This is a genomic window from Microbacterium flavescens, from assembly GCF_018588945.1.
Classification (GTDB): domain Bacteria; phylum Actinomycetota; class Actinomycetes; order Actinomycetales; family Microbacteriaceae; genus Microbacterium; species Microbacterium flavescens.
Genome location: NZ_JAFIWA010000001.1, coordinates 470,794 through 488,927, shown reverse-complemented (window position 1 = coordinate 488,927; position 18,134 = coordinate 470,794). Strand labels below are relative to the sequence as shown.

Here is an 18,134-nt window from a genome sequence, read left to right as displayed (position 1 = left end):
ATGGCCGCCGCTCAGGCGAGCTGGTTGTTCCACATCGACAGCGCGGAGCCGATGGCCATGTGCATGTCGAGGTACTGGTACGTGCCGAGACGGCCGCCGAACAGGACGCCCTGCTCACCCTTCGCGAGCTCGCGGTAGGCGACCAGCCCGGCGCGGTCGTCGGGCGTGTTCACCGGGTAGTACGGCTCGTCCTCGCGCGTGGCGAAGCGGGAGAACTCCCGCATGATGACCGTCTTGTCGGCCGGGTAGCGGTCGGCGCGCTCGGGGTGGAAGTGCTTGAACTCGTGGATGCGGGTGTACGGGACGCCCGCGTCGGCGTAGTTCATGACCGACGTCCCCTGGAAGTCGCCCACTTCGAGCACCTCCTCCTCGAAGTCGAGGGTGCGCCACGACAGCGCGCCCTCGGCGTAGTCGAAGTAGCGGTCGACGGGCCCGGTGTAGACGATCGGCACCTGGCCGACGGTCGCCTTCCTGTTCAGCGGCTGGGACTCGTCGAAGAAGTCGGTGTCGAGCTGCACCTCGATGTTCGGGTGGTCGGCCATCCGCTCGAGCCAGGCGGTGTAGCCGTCTGTGGGCAGGCCCTCCCAGGTGTCGTTGAAGTAGCGGTTGTCGTACGTGTAGCGCACGGGCAGCCGGCTGATGATCTCGGCCGGGAGGTTCCTCGGGTCGGTCTGCCACTGCTTCGCCGTGTAGTCGCGGATGAACGCCTCGTAGAGCGGGCGCCCGATCAGGGCGATGCCCTTCTCCTCGAGGTTGGCGGCGTCCTTGGCGTCGAACTCGCCGGCGAGCTCGTGCACGAGCGCCCGCGCCTCGGTGGGCGAGTGCGCGGCCTGGAAGAACTGGTTGATGGTGCCGAGGTTGATCGGCAGGGGGTACACCACGCCCTGGTGGTTCGTGTAGACGCGGTGGACGTAGTCGGTGAACTTCGTGAAGCGGTTGACGTACTCCCAGACCCCCGGGTTGGAGGTGTGGAACAGGTGCGCGCCGTAGCGGTGCACCTCGATGCCGGTGGTCGGCTCGTCTTCGCTGTACGCGTTCCCGCCGATGTGGTGGCGGCGGTCGATCACCGTGACCTTGCGACCGGATGCCGCTGCCCTCTCGGCGATCGTGAGGCCGAAGAATCCGGAGCCGACGACGAGAAGATCCATGCGGTTGTGCGCGCTTTCGTGAGACGGATGCCGCAGACACGGCGACGCGGCGGGCAGAGAGCGCCGCCGCACGCCCCGATTCTACCCAGGGCGACCCGGCGAACCTGGGATTCCGCACGATCCCCGCGGTCGCACTGCCCACGACGAGTGACCCGCTGTCCCCCGAAGAGGGGACAGCGAATGGCCATCATGACGACGCACAGTCGGATACCGTGATTGCAAGCGTTTCCCGGGGCTCTCCCGGGATTCGCCACAGGCCCACGGTAGTGCGACGACCCCGACGTACGAAGGACGGCCCATGCGCGCGAAGATCACTGCGTTCCTCATCTCCCTTGCCCTGCTCGCCACCGCGGGCGTGGCGACGGCCCCACCGGCAGACGCTGCCACCGGCACCGCCTCGGCGGTGTTCGATCTCACGAACGCGCAGCGCACGAAGGCGGGCCTCAAGCCGCTGATCTCCGATGCCGCACTCGACAAGGCCGCCCAGGCGTGGGCGCAGCAGCTCGCGAAGACGTGCACCTTCACCCACAGCACGTCGGCGTGGCGTTCGAGCCGCACCTCCAGCGCCGGCTGGGCGGCCACCGGCGAGAACATCGCGGCGGGCTACACGACGGCGGCCAGCGTCGTCGCCGGCTGGATGGCCTCGGCCGGTCACAAGAAGAACATCCTCGACACCCGCTACACCGGCGTCGGCATCGGCTACGCCAAGGGGACCTGCTACTCGGCGTACTGGGTGCAGATCTTCGGCTGGAGCAAGACCGCCGCCGCGCCCGGAGCGGGCGACGCCAACGGCGACTTCCACGCCGACGTGGTCGCCCTGAAGTCCGACGGCACGGTGATCGTGAAGCGGGGAGACGGCAAGGGCAGGCTCTCGGCGGCGAGCACCGTCGGTGCCACCGGGTGGAACGCAGGAGAGAAGCTCGTCACGCTGGGCGACTTCAGCGGCGACGGCGTCAGCGACATCGGCCGCATCCGAGCCGACGGCGTCTTCGCGCTGTACCGGGGCACGGGCAGCGGCACCTACTCGGCCGCCACCAACATCGGATCGGGATGGCAGGGCATGAAGCGGGTCATCGGCGGACTCGACTTCGACGGCGATCGGCGCACCGACGTGCTCGCTGTGAACGCCGCCGGACAGCTCATGCTCTACCGCGGCAACGGGAAGGGCGCGTTCGCGGGCTCTCCGCGCAAGATCGGATCCAACTGGGCTTCGATGACCGCGGTGCTGTACGCCGGCGACTTCAACGGCGACCGCCACGGCGACCTGCTCGCACGCCGCGCGGACGGCTCGCTCTGGCTGTACCCCACGAACGGCTCCGGCTCCTTCGGCACGGCCAGGAAGGTCGGCACCGGCTGGCAGGGGATGACGGCCATCGTCGGCGCGGGCGACCTCGACGGATCGGGCACGCCCGACGTGGTCGCACGACGCTCCGACGGGTCGCTCGTGCTCTACCGCGGCAACGGCAAGGGCGGCTGGGGCACGGTGTCGTCCCTCGGCACCGGATGGGGCAAGTTCCCCGCGATCGGCTGACGCCGGCGCGCGGCCGGCGACGGACGGCTACGCCGCGGCGCCGACGACGATGCGGGGCGTTCCCGCCCAGGTCGCGGCATCCGTCGCATTGCGGCCGTCGACGATGAGGCGGATGCCCGGCAGGTCGGCCGGGGCGATCGCGCGGTAGTCGGCGTGGTCGGTCTGCAGGATCGCGAGGTCGACGTCGTCGCCCAGTGCGTAGGGCTCGAAGCCCAGCGCACGCAGCTCGTCGTCGGTGTAGAGCGGGTCGTGGACGCGCACGTCGGCGCCCCGGGCGGTCAGCGCCTCGACGGTCGGGAACACTCCCGAGAACGCCGTCTCCTTGACGCCGCCGCGGTAGGCGGCGCCGAGGACCACGGCACGGGTGCCCTCGAGGGATCCGAGGATGCCCGCCGCCTGGGCCACGAGGCGCTCGGGCATCGACGCGTTGAGCAGGCGCGCCGTCCGGACGATGTCGGCGTCGGGGTCGGTCGACAGATAGAGGCGGGGGTAGACGGGGATGCAGTGGCCGCCGACGGCGATGCCGGGACGGTGGATGTGACTGTACGGCTGCGAGTTGCAGGCCTCGATGACCTGATACACGTCGATGCCGTGCTCGGCGGCGAAGAGGCCGAACTGGTTGGCGAGCCCGATGTTGACGTCACGGTAGGTCGTCTCGGCGAGCTTGGCCATCTCGGCGGCCTCGGCGCTGCCGAGGTCCCACACCCCGTTGGCGCGCGGAAGGTCGTCGCGCTCGTCGAACTGGAGCACCGCCTCGTAGAACTCCCGGGCGCGCTGCGCGCCGGCTTCGGACAGACCGCCGACGAGCTTGGGGTACTTGCGGAGGTCGGCGAAGACGCGACCCGTGAGAACCCGCTCGGGCGAGAACACGAGGTGGAAATCCGTGCCCTCACGCAGGCCGGAGCCCTCTTCGAGCATCGGCTTCCACCGGCTCCGCGTCGTGCCGACGGGGAGCGTCGTCTCGTACGACACCAGGGTGCCGGGCGTCAGGTGCTCGGCGAGCGAGCGGGTCGCGGCATCCATCCACGCGAAATCCGGCTCCCACGTGGTGTCGTTGACGAACAGGGGGACGACCAGGACGACGGCGTCGGCTCCGGGGATGGCCTCGGCGTAGTCGGTGGTCGCGCGCAGGCGCCCGGCGGGAACGAGCTCGGACAGCTTCTCCTGCAGGTGCGCCTCGCCGGGGAAGGGCTCGACCCCGGCGTTGATGGTCTCGACCGCCTTCGCGTTGACGTCGACGCCGATGACGTCGTGACCGGAGTCGGCGAACTGGACGGCGAGGGGAAGGCCGATCTTTCCGAGGGCCACGACGGCGATGCGCATGGATTCCAGTCTAGGCGTGCGCCACCCGCGGACTCCGCCGTCGGCGCCCCGGTGGTACGGCCCCCGACACGGCGGATCCGCCGCGGGTTACCCTGATGTCGGAACGTGCGAGCCTTCGGCGCGTCCGACGAAGGGGCACAGCATCAAGAGGACCGCGCACCGCACCCGCACGGCGGCGACCTTCGTGCTCGCCAGCCTGCTGATCGGAACGATCGCCGCGCCCGCGGCGGCGGCGCCCGCGCGGTCTGCGACCGCCCCGGCCTCCCCCGTCACGATGGCAGCGCCCGCAGACACGTCCGCGACGGCGGTCGCCGCTGCGCAGGTGACGCGCCTCGCCGGCGCGAGCCGCTTCGAGACGAGCGTCATCGTGTCGCGGAAGTTCCCCCGCGACGTGCCCGTCGCGTTCGTCGCACTGGGCATGGACTTCGCCGACGCCCTCGCCGGGGTCCCGGCGGCGACGCACCTCGGCGGTCCGCTGCTCCTCACGCGCAAGGACGGCCTGCCGACCGTCGTCCGGGACGAGCTGCGGCGGCTGCGGCCGGGCAGGATCATCGTGCTGGGCGGCACGGGCGCCGTCTCGGATGGCGTGCTGCGCACGCTGCGCGGGATCGCACCGACCCAGCGCATCAGCGGGGCCGACCGCTACGCGACCTCGCAGGCCGTCATCGACTCGACCTTCCGCCGGTCGGAGCACATCGCGCTCGCCACCGGCCGCGGCTTCGCCGACGCGCTGAGCGCCGGCAGCGCCGTCGCGATGGCCGACGCGCCCCTTCTTCTGGTCGACGGCTCCCGGGCCGCACTCCCGTCCGCCACGGTGAAGGCGCTGACGGGGTGGGGCGTCAAGTCGATCGCCCTGGCCGGCGGGCACGGCGCGATCGACATCCGCATCGAGCAGCAGCTGCGGACGGCCGGGTTCGACGTGAGTCGCGTGGCCGGTGCGTCGCGGTTCGAGACGGCCGTCGCGGTGCAGAGGCACTACTTCGCCGACGCCCCTGCCGGCGTCACGTTCCTCGCGACCGGGATGGACTTCCCCGACGCGCTGTCCGCCGGAGCCCTCGCCGGGCGGCTGCAGGCACCCCTGCTGCTGACTCGTCCGGACTGCGTGCCCGGCGCCGCGCACGAGGTCCTCGCCTCGGCGACCGGCACGCGGTTCGTGGTCGGCGGGACCGGCGTGGTGTCGAACGCCGCCGCTGCGAACAAGGCGTGCGCGCAGACCACGCAGCCGCAGCCCGACTTCGAGACGACGGGCTGGTCGTTCCGGGCCGACGCGGCGATCCCGTACTCCGACCGGTACCCGGTCAACGTGCTCGACCCGGCGTATCAGCTCGACTCGACCGGACTCCGGATCTACCTGCGACGCGACAACAACCAGCGCGCCGACCATCCGGTGGCCTACGCGCAGTACGGCATCAGCGCGCTCAGGATGTACCAGGCGACGGGCGAGCAGGTCTGGATGGACCGGGCCATCCGGCATGCCGAGAGGCTCTCGCAGATCCGCACCGAGCGCGACGGCGCCTGGTGGTTCCCTTACCTCTTCCCCTGGACGTACTACCAGCGGACCATGACGGTGCCGTGGTGGTCGGGGATGGCGCAGGGGCAGGCGCTGTCGCTGTTCGTGCGGCTGTACGAGGAGACGGCCGACCCTCGCTGGATGACGGCCGCCGACAAGACCTGGCAGAGCTTCCTGCAGCCACGCTCCGCGGCCGAGCCGTGGTCGACCATGGTCGACGGCGGCTCGCTGTTCTTCGAGGAGTACGCAGGCAACCAGCCGCCGCTCCTCGTGCTGAACGGACAGATCTTCGCGATCTTCGGCGTCTACGACTACTGGCGGCTCACGGGGGATCCTGTAGCCGAGGAGTACGCCGACGGCGCCGCCACGACCGTCCTGTCGATCATGCCGATCGTGCGCAAGCCCGGACAGGTGTCGTACTACTGCGTCCAGCGCCCTTACTGCCAGAGTCCGCTCTGGCAGAACTCGGCCTATCACGGCATCCACTCGTGGCAGCTGGATACCCTGTCGCGCCTGACCGGGGACCCGGAGTTCGGTGAGTGGGCAGAGCTGCTCCGCGCCGACTGGCAGGCGCCGATGCTCCGCAGGACCGCTCCCGGCGAGATCCTCGGCTGGGAGGACGGTCCGCCCCAGTAGGCGGCCGCGGCGCCGGCGACTCCCGTTCGCGGGTGCCACCGGCGGGCGCGCGTCAGCGGTGCGAGAGCAGGGTCTCGATGACCCGAGTGGCGGCGTGTCCGTCGCCGTACGGTGCGTCGTCGGTGTCGGCCGGGCGCGGTCGCGACACCCCCGCGGCGATCTCCTCGGTGGTCTGGGCGAGGACGTTCCAGCCCAGGTCGACCGTCTCGACCCATTCCGTCTCGGTGCGCACGGTCGTGCAGGGCACCCGCAGGAGGAACGCCTCCTTCTGGAGGCCGCCCGAGTCGGTGACGACGCCCGCGCTGGACAGCGCCGCGGAGATCAGGTCGGGGTACGCGAGCGGCGCGTGCGAGATCAGCGACCCCTGCGTGAGCTCGATCCCCGATGCCGCCGCCTTCGCCACGACGCGAGGGTGCGCCAGGAGGATGACGGGCCGGTCGAGCCCGGCGAGGCCGTCGACCACCTGGGCCAGGCGCTCCGGGCTGTCGGTGTTCTCTGCGCGGTGGATCGTCGCGACGTAGTAGCCGCCCTCGTCCAGGCCGAGCTCGGCGCGCAGCCGAGACGGGGTCGCACCCACCTGGTCGCGCACCTCGAACAGCACGTCGGTCATGACGTCGCCGACCAGCACCGTGCGCTCCCCCAGCCCCTCGGACGCGAGGTGCGACACGGCGACCTCCGTGGGGGCGAGCAGGAGATCGGCGGCGTGGTCGGTGAGGACCCGGTTGTGCTCCTCGGGCATCCGGCGGTTGAAGCTGCGCAGGCCGGCCTCGAGGTGGGCGACGGGCAGATGCATCTTGACTGCGCTGAGCGCCGCCGCGACGGTGGAGTTGGTGTCGCCGTAGACGAGCACCCAGTCCGGCTGCTGCGCGTCGAACACGCCGTCGAGGGCGGAGAGCATCGAGCCGGTCTGCACGCCGTGCGATCCGCTCCCCACGCCCAGATGCACGTCCGGCGCCGCGATGCCGAGATCGCTGAAGAAGACGTCGGAGAGCATCGGGTCGTAGTGCTGCCCTGTGTGGACGATGACGTGCTCGACGCCGGCCGCGGCAGCGGCCTTGGCGATCGGAGCGAGCTTGACGAACTGGGGGCGCGCGCCCACGACGCTGACGATCTTCACGAGGCACCAGTCTAGGCGGCAGCCTCAGAACACCCGACGGACGAAGGGGATGCGCCGGGCGGTCAGCGACACGGCGAACGACACTGTCACGACGGCCAGCCACAGCAGCACGGCGGCGACGATCGACGACGTCGCCGCACGGGCGAAGTCGGGCAGCAGCATCCGGACGGCGATCAGGATCGCGAAGTGCACGAGGAACACGCCGAACGAGGCATCCGACAGCGTCCGCCACACCTTGCCCGCCATGGGGCCGACCCTCCCCGAGAACAGCCGCTGCGCCAGCAGGAAGATCGCGATCGTCGCGCCCGCCGTGACCACGCTGGTGTAGGTCACCGGAAGGAGGGCGCGGACGGCGGGAAAGGCGGGGCTGACCCCGTACTCCCAGATGCCGAAGGCGAGGAGCGCGGCGGCGGCCAGCGCCAGGAGGAGCGCCTGACCTCGTCTCACCACGATTCCGGCGAACGCCGCGCCGGCGACGAAGTACCCGACATAGGGAAGCCACTGCGTGAGCGCGCTGAGGTGGATGGGACGCGGAGAGCCGGCCGCCCCGAGAACCGACGGGCGCGACGGCATACAGCCCGACGATCAGCCACAGGAAGTACAGGTGGGTGTAGGTCGTCCCGTCGGCGATCAGTCCGGCGGCGGCTCCGAGGCTCAGATCCTGCCCGCTCATCCACATGCGCACGACGACGATGTAGAACAGCTGCCAGAAGACGAAGGCGGGACCGAGCCGCAGCAGCCGCGTGCGGTAGAAGGCGGCCGGTCCCTCCCCCTGCATGCGCGTCGTGAACAGCAGCGCGCCGCTGACCATGACGAAGGCGGGGACGACCCAGATGAATCCGATGTCGATGGCCACCGCCACCCACCACGTTCCGCTGCCCCGGATGGCCTCGTTCTCGACGGTGGCGGCGAAGACGTGGATGGCCACGACACCGGCGACAGCCACGACGCGCAGGATGTCCAGGGCCGGCAGCCGGCCGGCGGGGGCAGATGTCACCCTCGGACACTAGCCGACGGGCCGATGGGCCGATGTCGAATTGATACGCTCGCGAGGTGCGCATCCTCATCATCACGCCGTGGTTCCCCACGGCGGAGGCTCCGCAGCAGGGTCTGTTCGTGTACCGGGAGGCTGTGGCGCTCGCCCGGTCGCACGACGTGCGAGTGCTCCATCTGGACTGGACCGGCCCCGCCGAGGCCGGGTCGCCCGCCGGCGGCGGCTTCCCGCTCGCGCGCGTCCGGCTGCGGCGCTCGAGGCCACTGGACTATCTCCGCGCCCGGCGCGCGGTCCGTCGCGCGGCCGCCGACGCGGATGTCGTGCACACGCACGCCCTCACGCTGCTGATCCCCTGGGCGGCCGGGCGCGTCACCCGCCGGCCGTGGGTGCACTCGGAGCACTGGTCGGGCCTGACCTCGCCCGAGACGCTGTCCGCGGCGGAGCGGGTCGTCGCGGCCGTCCTGCGTCCGGCGCTCGCGCGGCCGGACGTCGTGGTCACCGAGAGCAGCCGGCTCACGACCGCCGTCGCGCGGGCCCGCTCCGGGCCGATCGAACTCGTCCCCTGCGTCGTCCCGGAGGTGGCGGTGCGGGAGCTGCCCTCCGCTCCCCCGCTCCGACTCATCGGGATCGGCGGCCTCATCCCGCGCAAGGGCCCGCTGCTCGCGGTGAGCGCGCTGGGCGAGCTGCGCGCGCGCGGAACCGACGCCGAGCTCGTCTGGGTCGGTGACGGACCTGAGCGCGCCCCCATGATCGCCGCCGCCGAGGCTCTCAGCATCGCCGGCAGCCTGCGTCTCACGGGCATCCTCGACCCGGTCGCCGTCGGGCGCGAGCTCGACGCCGCCCACCTCCTGCTGCTGCCGACGCAGGGCGACAACTTCTGCGTCGTCGCGGCGGAGGCCCTCATGCACGGGCGGCCCGTCGTGTCGGGCGCGCAGACGGGCGCCGTCGACTACGCCCTGCCGCCGGTGAGCCGGTTCGTGGCCGACCAGTCGGGTCCCGCGTATGCGGATGCCGTGCTCGACCTCCTGCGGACGACCGACGGTCTCTCCGCCGACGACATCGCGGCCACCGTCGCCGACAGGTTCTCGGAGGAGACGGTGGTCGGGGCCCTCGAACGCGTGTACGCGACGGCGGTGGCCGCGTGACCCGCGACGTCGACGTCGTCATCGCCGTCCACGATCCCTCCCGGCCCGTCGACCGGGCCGTGCGGTCCGCCTTGAGCGCCGGGGCGCCGGGAGCGACGGGTGTCATCGTCGTGGCGCACAACACGCCGATCGATGCCATCGTCGACCGGCTCGGACCGCTCGCCGCGCACCCCGACGTGACGGTGCTCCCCCTTGCCGACGGCATCCGCAGTCCTGCCGGACCGTTCAATGCGGGACTGGATGCCGCGCAGGCGCGCTACACGTCCGTTCTGGGCTCCGACGACGAACTCGCTCGGGGATCCATCACCTCCTGGCTGGAGACCGCGAGGCGGACGGGAGCGGATGCCGTCATCGCGCGACTCCGGATCGCCGGCGGCGGACCCGTCCCGACGCCCCCCACGCGCGTGTTCCGCGGCCGTCTCCTCGACCCGGTGGCCGACCGCGTGAGCTATCGCTCGGCACCTCTCGGGCTCGTCTCGACAGCGAGGTTCGGCGATCTCCGCTTCGCGCACGGGCTGGCCGTCGGCGAAGACGTGCCGTACGTGACGCGCCTGTGGTTCTCGGGGGCGCGCATCGCCTACGACCGCCGCGGGCCGGCGTACGTCATCCACACGGACTCCGCGGACCGCACCACGGTGGCGTCGCGGCCGATCGCGGAGGAGCTCGCCTACGTCCCCGCCGTGCTGGACGCCCCCTGGTTCGATGCCCTCCCGCCCGCCGCCCGCTCGGCGATCGCCGTCAAGTTCCTCCGCATCCACGTCTTCGGAGCCGTCGGCAATCGCGCCGACCCGGCGCTGTGGGCGCCCGGCGAGCGAGTCGCTCTGCTGGACGCGACCCGGCGGATCCTCGCGGCGGGCGACGGGATCGAGCGCGTGCTGTCGCGGCGCGACCGGGATCTGCTCGACGCCGTGCTCGACGAGACGGTCAGCGCCGAGGTGCTCGTCTCCGCCGCGCTGCTCCGGCGCAGCCACGCCCATCCACGCTCGCTGCTGCCCCGTGACCTGCGGTACAGCCTGCACCGTGAGGCCCCGCTGCGCATGGCCGGGGCATCCGCGCTGCAGCTGATCTGATCAGCGTCCGGCGATCGCGTCCACGGCGCGCTTCCAGATCTGCACCTGCGCCTCGCTCGAGAGCTCTCGCGCGTGCTGCTGCGAGGCCCGCTTGTAGGCGGCCACGGACGTCTCGTCGAGCCCGTCGACGAGACGGGTCAGGGACTCGGCGGTGAAGTCGTCGGTGACGGTTCCCACGCCGTAGCGCGTCACGTAGTCGGCCATCTCCGGCGAGGGCCCGACGACGACGCCGAGCCGCGCCTGCACGTAGTCGAAGATCTTGTTCGGGAGCGCCCACCGGTTGTTGAAGTTCACCGGGGGGAGGATGTGGACCCCGACGTCGTAGCGGGCGAGGGTGCCCGCGAGCTCGGCGTAGGGGACGGGGTCGTGCAGGATCACCCGGCCGCCGGACGCGGCGGCCGCGGCGCGGAGCTCTTCGAGGTAGGCGACGTCGTTCGGCGTGAGATAGAGGTCGAGGGTCGCCCCCGAACGCGACGCGAGCACGCCGTCGATCAGCGTTCCGAGATGCCGATTGCGCAGCGCAGCTCCCGAGTGGACGAGGCGTCGGGGCTCGTGGACCTCCGAGGGCTCGAGCTCGCGGTACGGAGCGGCGTTGGTCACGACCTCCGGGCGGAAGCCGAACACGCGCTCGTACTCCCTCGCCAGCCCGCCGCTCACCGTGGTCCACGACGCCGCCCGCGCGACGAACCGACGGCACATCCACTCGATGAACGGCCGGACGAACAGGCGGAAGCGCAGCATCTCCTCGTGCTGCCGCGGCGAGTACTCGTGAAGGTCGGCATGGACCCCGCGGGCCGGCTCCAGCGCAAGCGCCAGGCCCACCGCGTCGACGTCGTCGGCCAGCACGACGTCGAACCGGCGCCCGGCGAGGTCTCGGCGCGCCGAGGCGATCGCCGCGTTCCCCCAGTACGCCCGCTGCCATCGCCGGAGCACGACGTCGCGCCGCGAGTACCGCCAGATGGCGAACTCGTCGGGCACGGGCACGTGCTCCGAGACGCCGGCCGGCGCCGGGCCGTAGCCGCAGGTGGTGACGTCGTAGTCGCGCGCGAACAGGTCGATCTGCTTGAGCACCCGCGCGTCGGAGGCGATCGGCGAGAACGAGAGGATGAGCAGCTTCGGCTTCATGGTCGCGGCACCTTCGCTGTCGGGGGCGGAATCGTCGGCGGGCGCGCTCATGCCGGCAGGAGTCCTCGAATGAGGTCGGCGGCGTGCGCGGCGGTGCGGCGGACGTCATACCGCTCCGCCCACACGCGGCGCGGGTCGTAGGCGCCGTCTTCCGCCTCGAGCACGGTGCGCAGAGCGCGGCCGATCTCGCCGGGCAGTGGATCGGCGCTCACCAGCTCGCCCGAACCGAGGTCCGTTCCGACGATCTCGGGCGTCCCGCCCACCGCCGTCGCGACGACCGGGATCCCGAACGCGGCGGCCTCCATGATGCTCACCGGCACGCCCTCGCTCGAACTCGCGTTGACGAACACGTCGACGCGCTCCTCCCGGTAGAACCGGGTCACCTCGTCGTTCGGGGTCTGGCCCCGCAGCTCCACGGTGAGTCCCGGCGGCGCCGCCTCGGCCTGCTGCCGCAGCGCGTCCTCGTCCGGTCCGGAGCCGAAGTGCACCCAGCGGACGTGCGCATCGGTCGTGGCGGCCAGCTCGCTGACGGCCGCGAGGATGAGGTCCACCCGCTTGACCTCCGATACGGCCGAGCACGAGACGACGACCCGCTCAGGTCCGCGCGGCGGGCGTGTGAGCACGTCGGGTCCGGCCACCCCCAGCCGGCTGAGCACCGTCTTGCCGTCCAGCTCGGGGTCGCGATAGGTCTCGGCCAGATACTCCTGGCCGTCGCGGGAGATGACGAGCACGCGGTCGGCGCGCGCGAACAGGTGCCGGCGGAAGGGCAGGTAGCCCTCCGGCGAGCGGTCCTCGTAGAGGTCGTACCGGTGCAGCCGCACCGCCCGCGCGCGCACTCCGCGGAGCCACGCGAGACCGAGCCCGCCGCCCATGCCCCAGAACGCGTACGCGACGGACTGCGGATCGCCGGCGATCGCCTCGCGCACGGCTGCCCGATGCGCCTGGGTGATCCCTACCCGTGCGCCCATCAGGAAGAGGCGGACGTGACCGCGCAGGCGCCCGGCGCGGGCTTCTCTCGCCGCCGCCGCGATCGTCGCTCCGAGGTAGCGGGGACGAAGCGGCGTCCAGATGCGGTCCTCCGGCGCCGGGCGGAAGAGGTTGCCGCCGAGCACCACGTTGGACGGCATGTCGACCATCGCGGCGGATGTGTCGCGCGCGTGGCAGAACACGATGACGTCGTCGAAGCGCTCGGCGAGCGCCGGGATCTCCTTCTGCACGAACACCGAGTCACCCGATCCGTACGGGTAGTCGTTCGTGAAGAGCAGCAGTCGCGTCATCGCCGCCGGGTCATCAGCTCGCCGATGATCCGCTCCCACACGTCGACCTGCCGCTCACCCGCCAGCTGCTCGGCGTTCTCGTGAGCCCGGCGCTTGAAACCGGTCACCGCTTCGACGTCCAGTCGATCGATCGCCGCCGTCGTCGCCTCCCGGGTGAAGTCGTCCGCGACGACGCCGATGTCGTAATGGTCGACGTAGTACTCCATCTCCTGGGACGGGCCGATGACGACTCCCAGGCGGGCCTGCACGTAGTCGAACAGCTTGTTCGGCAGCGCCAGCTTGTTGTTGAAGTTGATCGGGGGGAGGACGTGGATGCCCACGTCATAGGCGTTGAGCGTGTCGGCCAGTTCGGCGTACGGCACCGGGTCATGGACCGTCACCCGCGATGAGCGCCCCGCGTACTCCTTGAGCTCCTCGAGATAGGGCGGGTCGTTGGCCGTCAGGTAGAAGTCCAGCGTGACGTCCACCGCGGCGGCGTCGACGGCCTCCGCCATGACGTGGAGCTGCCGGTTCCGCAGGCAGGCACCGCTGTGGACGAGCCGGATGGGCTCGCCCACCGGCTGGGGCTCGAGCTGCTGCAGAGGCGCGGCGTTGGTGACCAGCTCCGCCCGGAATCCGAAGTTCTTCTCGTACTCGTCGACGATCCCGCGGCTGACGGTCGTCCAGGCGTTCGCCTTCGTCACGTAGCGCCTGACCACCCACTCGAACCACGGCGTGATGCGCTGGAACCACAGCTGATGGTCGTCGTGCAGCCGCGGGCTGTACTCGTGCAGATCTGCCAGCACGCCGCGACGGGGGCGGAGCTTGACGGCCACGGGGACGGCCTCGACGTCGTTCGCGATCGCGACGTCGAAGCGCCGCCCGCGCAGGTGCTCACGCGACCACTTCACCGCCGACAGCCGCCAGTACGCCTTGCGGTAGTGCTTGAGCGTGATCAGCTTGCCGTCGAGGTCGTTGTACCGCTGGTCGTCGGGCATGCTGATGTGCTCGACGACCCCCTCCGGCGCGGGGCCGTAGCCGCAGGTGGTCACGTCGAAGTCCTGGGTGAAGCGGCTGACCTGCTTGAGCACCCGCGCGTCTCTCGCGATGGGCGAGTACGACAGGATCAGCATCGTCGGGCGTGACGTCATGGGCGAGGGGCCTTTCGCTCGCGTTTGAGCACATACAGTACGTACCGGCGCAGCATCGTCTCACGGCCGAAGCTGCGCAGCGGGTTGCGGGTGAGCCAGCGCTCCCGCCGACCGGCGCGCGCGGCACGGGCCGCGTCGGCGGTGACGCGGGCGATGGTCGGCTCGGCGAGCAGTCCGTCGAGGATGCCGCGGTCCTGCAGGTTGAACGGCTCGAGCACGCGCGGCGCGAGGGCGACCAGACGCTGGAGCAGGGACGCGAGGAATCGCACCTCGTCGTCGTCGCGCCACTGCGCGGCATCCGGCCGCGACCGCGCGTTGCCGATGACGCTGATCCGGACGAGCTTGATGGCGAGCGCCCGGCGGTGCGCGGGCGCGAGCTGTGCGGGGAGGCCGTCGTCGAGCAGCCGCACGACCGCCGCCAGGCCCTCCTCCATGCTCATGGGTGCGAGCGTCGTCCGCTCGCGCGCGTCCACGCCGATGACGTAGCACGGCGCGTCTCCGAGGAAGTCGACGCGGTCGGACTGCGAGAACAGTCGGATGCCGAACTCGAAGTCCTCTCCGACGCGAACGCCCTCCGTCATCGCGAGTCCTCGGGCGCGCATCGTCGCGGTGCGGATGAGGCCGAGGGGCGCGGTCCGGTAGAACAGCCGGTCCTTGGCGGCGTCGAGCCGCCGCCGGCGGCCGACGCGGGTGAGCGGGTTCGGCATGATGGGCTGCCCGTCGATCCGGATGCGCGCGATCGCGGCATCCGGCCTCTCCTTCTCCGCGTAGGCGACCCACTGCGCCATCGCACCCGGCTCGAGGAAGTCGTCCGACCCCATCACCGCGCAGTACTCCGACTCGACCAGCGCGAGGCCGTGATTGAAGGGCCCCGCAGCGCTGCGGACGCCGTCGGAGAAGCCGACCACACGCCAGTCTCCGTCGATGGCCGACAGCTTGCGCTCGAGGAGCTCCGGCGCGAGGCCGTGGGCGACGACCGTCGCGCGGACCCGATCGCGCACCGCCGGATCCTGGAACAGCGACCGGACGGCTCTCTCGAGCGGACGGGTCTCGTCATGGCACGCGATGACCACGTCGACGAACGCAGCGGTCATGCCAGTCCCGCGAGCTGCGCCTGCTCGGCGAAGTTGGGGACAGCGGCGACGAGCTCGTCGAACGTTCCGCGGGCGGCGATCGTGCCGTCCTGGAGGAAGCAGATCACGTCGCTGTCGCGGATGGTCGACAGGCGGTGGGCGACCGAGACGATCGTCACCTCGCCCTTGAGCCCGCGGATGGCGGCGGTGACGAGCGACTCCGTCTTGTTGTCGAGGGCGCTCGTGGCCTCGTCGAGCACGAGGATCAGCGGATCGCTGTACAGCGCGCGGGCGATCCCGAGGCGCTGACGCTGACCGCCGGAGAGTGCGAGGCCGCGCTCGCCGATGCGTCCGCGCATCCCGCCCTCGCGAGCGGCGATGGTGTCCCACAGCTGAGCGCGCGTGAGGGCCTCCTGCACCTTGTCGAAGTCGATCTCGTCGTCCTCCCACGCGAGCGCGACGTTCTGTGCGATCGTGCCGTCGAACAGCGCGACGTCCTGGGGCACGTAGCCCACGCGAGAGCGCCAGGCGGCGAGCACGTCGGTGAGGTCCTGGTCGTCCAGCCGGATGGTGCCCTTCTGGGGGACGAGCAGACCGAGGAGCACGTCGACGAGGGTGGATTTGCCGGCGCCGGAGGTGCCCACGAGCGCGAGCGAGCTGCCGATCGGGATGTCGAGGTCGATGTCGTGGATCGCGGGGGTGTCCTCGTGCCCGGGGTAGCCGAACGAGACGTCCTTGAGCCGGAGGGCCTGGGGCGATCCGACGATGGGGTCGTGGCCGAGCTTCTCGGCCGCGTCGATGTGGATCTGCGATGCCTTGATGTCGAAGATGACGCCCTGCACGTGGGGAACGTTCGCGGTCGTGGTCGTGACGATCGACTGGAATCCCGTCAGCGACGGGATGAGGCGGAAGCCTGCGACGGCGAACAGCGCGACCGAGGCGATGGCTGCCTCCATGCCGGCGGTGGCATATCCGATGCCGCCGACGAGGAGGAACCCTCCGACGAGGGCCGCGTTGAGCACGAACACGGGGACCGAGCCGAGGAAGTTCATGTTCGCCCGCGCACGGGTGCTGAACGACCGGTTGTACTGCACGACGTCGGCCACCTCGGCCGTCTTGTTGCGGAGGGTGATCTCCTTGAGCGCCTGCACCATCTCGGTCATGAGCGACGACACCTTGAGGGAGAAGTCGCGCGACACCCGGCCGGCCTGGACCGACTTGCCCGACACCACCCAGTAGAGGATCGCCATGATGCCGCCGAGGTAGGCGACCGTGATGAAGGCGGTGAGCGGCTGCGCGATCAGCAGGACGACGACGATGAGCACGAAGCTCACGACCAGTGCGGGCAGCTGGATGATCGGGAGGAGGAATCCGCTCGTGGCGTTGGCGATGCCCACATCGGCGATGCGCACGATCTGCGCGGTGTTGCGGGCGAGCCGATGCGTCCACGGCGCCTTGATGTAGGAGTCGAACAGCCGCCTGCCGATCTCGAGCTCGAACGAGGCGAATCGCCGCGTCGCGAACCACTGCTGGAGCAGCGCCAGCCCCGACTTGATCAGGATGAGCAGGGCGACCGTGCCGAACACCCAGACGAAGGCGTCCTGACCGACGCGGCCGATGAGCGGGAGGTTGATCGCGGTGCCGGAGATCATCGGGGCGAGGCTCAGGGCGAGCAGCATGATGGCGCCGATGTCGAGCACGGCGAGGAGGCACGACACCACGATGTAGCGACGGAGATACGCCTTCGCGTCGGCGGGCAGCCAGACGAGCAGCTCACGGAAGGTCTTCGCGACGAGCTTCACGGGCGTTCACCCGCGGACCTGCGTGTTTTCGGCATCCGGCCATTCTCCCACGCCGGATCCTGAGCGCTTTCGGTGGACAGGCCGAGGAAGCCGCCGAGGACGCGAGCCGACTGCTCCCCGCCGTGGACGGCAGCGACGAACGACGGACCGCGGGCGGCGAACGCGGCGGACCCGCCGCGGTCGGCGATGACGCCGCGCAGCGTGGCGGCCAGGGATTCCGCGCGCGTCTCGAGGATCGGGAGCTCGAGACCCGTGCGGTCTCGCACCTCCGCGCGCGTGCTCTCACTCACGTGGCTGATCACGAGCCGGCCGGCCGCCATGGCCTCGCAGGCGGCGACGCCGTAGATGCCCAGCGAGAACTGGTCGAGGACGATGTCGGCTGCGCCGTAGTGCGCAGGCATGTCGGCGGCGGGGATGCCGCGCAGCTCGCGGTACTCGAGCAGGCCGTCTGCGTCGAGCCCGCGCAGCGTCTCGCCGATGAGGTCGCTGCCTTTGAGACCGGCGTTGCTCGGCGCGTGGACGACGACCGGCCGCTCCCGCTTGAGCGGCGGATCGCTTGTCGCCCGCCCCCACAGCTCGACGTCGACGACCACGGGAAGCCAGGTCGCCTGCGGCACGTGCTCGAGCAGATCGGGCGTCGAGACGAGCACGGGTGCACCCGTTCGAGCGATGAGCTCGTGATTGCGGGCGGCGATCTCCTCCAGCCGCGCGGTGTCGGCGTACCGCCCGTCGCGGAACGGCGAGTCACGCTCGCGCTCCGCGTGGACGCTCGGTGTGCGGATGTCGCTGCCGTGGAACAGCAGGGCCACGGCGATACCCCGTGACTGCAGGTCGGCGATCTGATCAGCCGGTGAGCCCTCCCCGCCGAGGATCTGCCGCCCGCTCTCGACGATGACGTGGGTGAACCGCCGCTCGACGGCGCGACGCTGCGCTCGCTGCCACCGCGTGTTGGTGCGGAAGAGAGCGGTGGGGACCCGATGGTCGGCGGGGTAGCCGAACACGTCGCCCGGGTCGCGGTAGGCGAAGTTCGCCGCCGCGACGCCGCTGGACCGTTCCGCGGCACGGGCCCACGCGTAGGCCTGGCCGGCGGAGTTGACGGGTGCGATCAGGAGACGGCGCTCCGCCGATCCGACGCGCGTCGTTCCCACGGCCCGCGCCTCCCGGACGTCGCGGAGGGCGTGGTGCACCCGCGTGCCCAGCGCCGAGCCCGCGACGGCCGCGCGCAGGCGGCCGATCACGCGCGCTCCCTGCGC

14 protein-coding genes and 1 pseudogene are annotated in these 18,134 nt (G+C 71.2%); 4 read left to right on the top strand and 11 right to left on the bottom strand.

The window, feature by feature from the left end:
• Positions 1 to 11: 11 nt before the first annotated feature.
• Positions 12 to 1,148, bottom strand: coding sequence for a UDP-galactopyranose mutase (glf, locus tag JX005_RS02270; protein ID WP_214466061.1), 1,137 nt, complete (start codon positions 1,146 to 1,148; stop codon positions 12 to 14).
• Between the two features lie 298 nt (positions 1,149 to 1,446).
• On the opposite strand from glf, the gene JX005_RS02265 reads away from it, so the two are divergent.
• On the top strand, positions 1,447 to 2,679 hold the full coding sequence (locus tag JX005_RS02265; RefSeq protein WP_214465769.1) for an FG-GAP-like repeat-containing protein: 1,233 nt from the start codon (positions 1,447 to 1,449) through the stop codon (positions 2,677 to 2,679).
• Positions 2,680 to 2,706: 27 nt separating this feature from the next.
• Here JX005_RS02265 and JX005_RS02260 read toward each other — a convergent pair whose 3' ends face one another.
• On the bottom strand, positions 2,707 to 4,002 hold the full coding sequence (locus tag JX005_RS02260) for a nucleotide sugar dehydrogenase (RefSeq protein ID WP_214465768.1): 1,296 nt from the start codon (positions 4,000 to 4,002) through the stop codon (positions 2,707 to 2,709).
• Positions 4,003 to 4,186: 184 nt separating this feature from the next.
• Between JX005_RS02260 and JX005_RS02255 the strand changes: the two genes are divergently transcribed.
• On the top strand, positions 4,187 to 6,148 hold the full coding sequence (locus JX005_RS02255; RefSeq protein WP_214465767.1) for a cell wall-binding repeat-containing protein: 1,962 nt from the start codon (positions 4,187 to 4,189) through the stop codon (positions 6,146 to 6,148).
• Positions 6,149 to 6,200: 52 nt separating this feature from the next.
• On the opposite strand, the gene wecB is transcribed toward JX005_RS02255, so the two are convergent.
• The 3 genes and pseudogenes from wecB to JX005_RS16455 all read right to left on the bottom strand — a co-directional run.
• A complete protein-coding gene (gene wecB, locus JX005_RS02250; protein WP_214465766.1) occupies positions 6,201 to 7,265 on the bottom strand; it encodes a non-hydrolyzing UDP-N-acetylglucosamine 2-epimerase in 1,065 nt (354 codons plus the stop codon).
• A 24-nt stretch (positions 7,266 to 7,289) separates the two neighbouring features.
• Positions 7,290 to 7,838 (bottom strand): acyltransferase family protein, encoded by a 549-nt coding sequence (locus JX005_RS02245; RefSeq protein WP_214465765.1) that lies wholly within the window; start codon positions 7,836 to 7,838, stop codon positions 7,290 to 7,292.
• Positions 7,839 to 7,881: 43 nt separating this feature from the next.
• A pseudogene (locus JX005_RS16455) lies at positions 7,882 to 8,193 on the bottom strand (acyltransferase family protein); the annotation flags it as partial.
• A gap of 125 nt (positions 8,194 to 8,318) precedes the next feature.
• On the opposite strand from JX005_RS16455, the gene JX005_RS02235 reads away from it, so the two are divergent.
• Entirely contained in the window at positions 8,319 to 9,404 is a 1,086-nt protein-coding gene (locus JX005_RS02235) for a glycosyltransferase (protein WP_214465764.1), read from the top strand.
• Entirely contained in the window at positions 9,401 to 10,474 is a 1,074-nt protein-coding gene (locus JX005_RS02230) for a glycosyltransferase (RefSeq protein WP_214465763.1), read from the top strand. The genes JX005_RS02235 and JX005_RS02230 overlap by 4 nt, the downstream gene beginning before the upstream one ends.
• Here the strand turns inward: JX005_RS02230 and JX005_RS02225 are convergent, their stop codons facing one another.
• The 6 genes from JX005_RS02225 to JX005_RS02200 are packed head-to-tail and all read right to left on the bottom strand — an operon-like array spanning position 10,475 to position 18,119.
• Positions 10,475 to 11,650: a glycosyltransferase family protein gene (locus JX005_RS02225; protein WP_246533404.1), complete on the bottom strand. Its 1,176-nt coding sequence runs from the start codon at positions 11,648 to 11,650 to the stop codon at positions 10,475 to 10,477. It abuts the gene before it with no gap.
• Positions 11,647 to 12,876, bottom strand: coding sequence for a glycosyltransferase (locus JX005_RS02220; RefSeq protein WP_214465762.1), 1,230 nt, complete (start codon positions 12,874 to 12,876; stop codon positions 11,647 to 11,649). The genes JX005_RS02225 and JX005_RS02220 overlap by 4 nt, the downstream gene beginning before the upstream one ends.
• Entirely contained in the window at positions 12,873 to 14,006 is a 1,134-nt protein-coding gene (locus JX005_RS02215) for a glycosyltransferase (RefSeq protein ID WP_214465761.1), read from the bottom strand. The genes JX005_RS02220 and JX005_RS02215 overlap by 4 nt, the downstream gene beginning before the upstream one ends.
• Positions 14,003 to 15,100 carry a glycosyltransferase gene (locus JX005_RS02210; protein ID WP_214465760.1) on the bottom strand — a complete coding sequence of 366 codons (1,098 nt, stop codon included), beginning with the start codon at positions 15,098 to 15,100 and terminating at the stop codon, positions 14,003 to 14,005. The genes JX005_RS02215 and JX005_RS02210 overlap by 4 nt, the downstream gene beginning before the upstream one ends.
• On the bottom strand, positions 15,097 to 16,881 hold the full coding sequence (locus JX005_RS02205; protein ID WP_214465759.1) for an ABC transporter ATP-binding protein: 1,785 nt from the start codon (positions 16,879 to 16,881) through the stop codon (positions 15,097 to 15,099). Before JX005_RS02205 ends, JX005_RS02210 begins: the two co-directional genes overlap by 4 nt.
• A complete protein-coding gene (locus tag JX005_RS02200) occupies positions 16,878 to 18,119 on the bottom strand; it encodes a glycosyltransferase family protein (RefSeq protein WP_214465758.1) in 1,242 nt (413 codons plus the stop codon). Before JX005_RS02200 ends, JX005_RS02205 begins: the two co-directional genes overlap by 4 nt.
• Positions 18,120 to 18,134 lie beyond the last annotated feature (15 nt).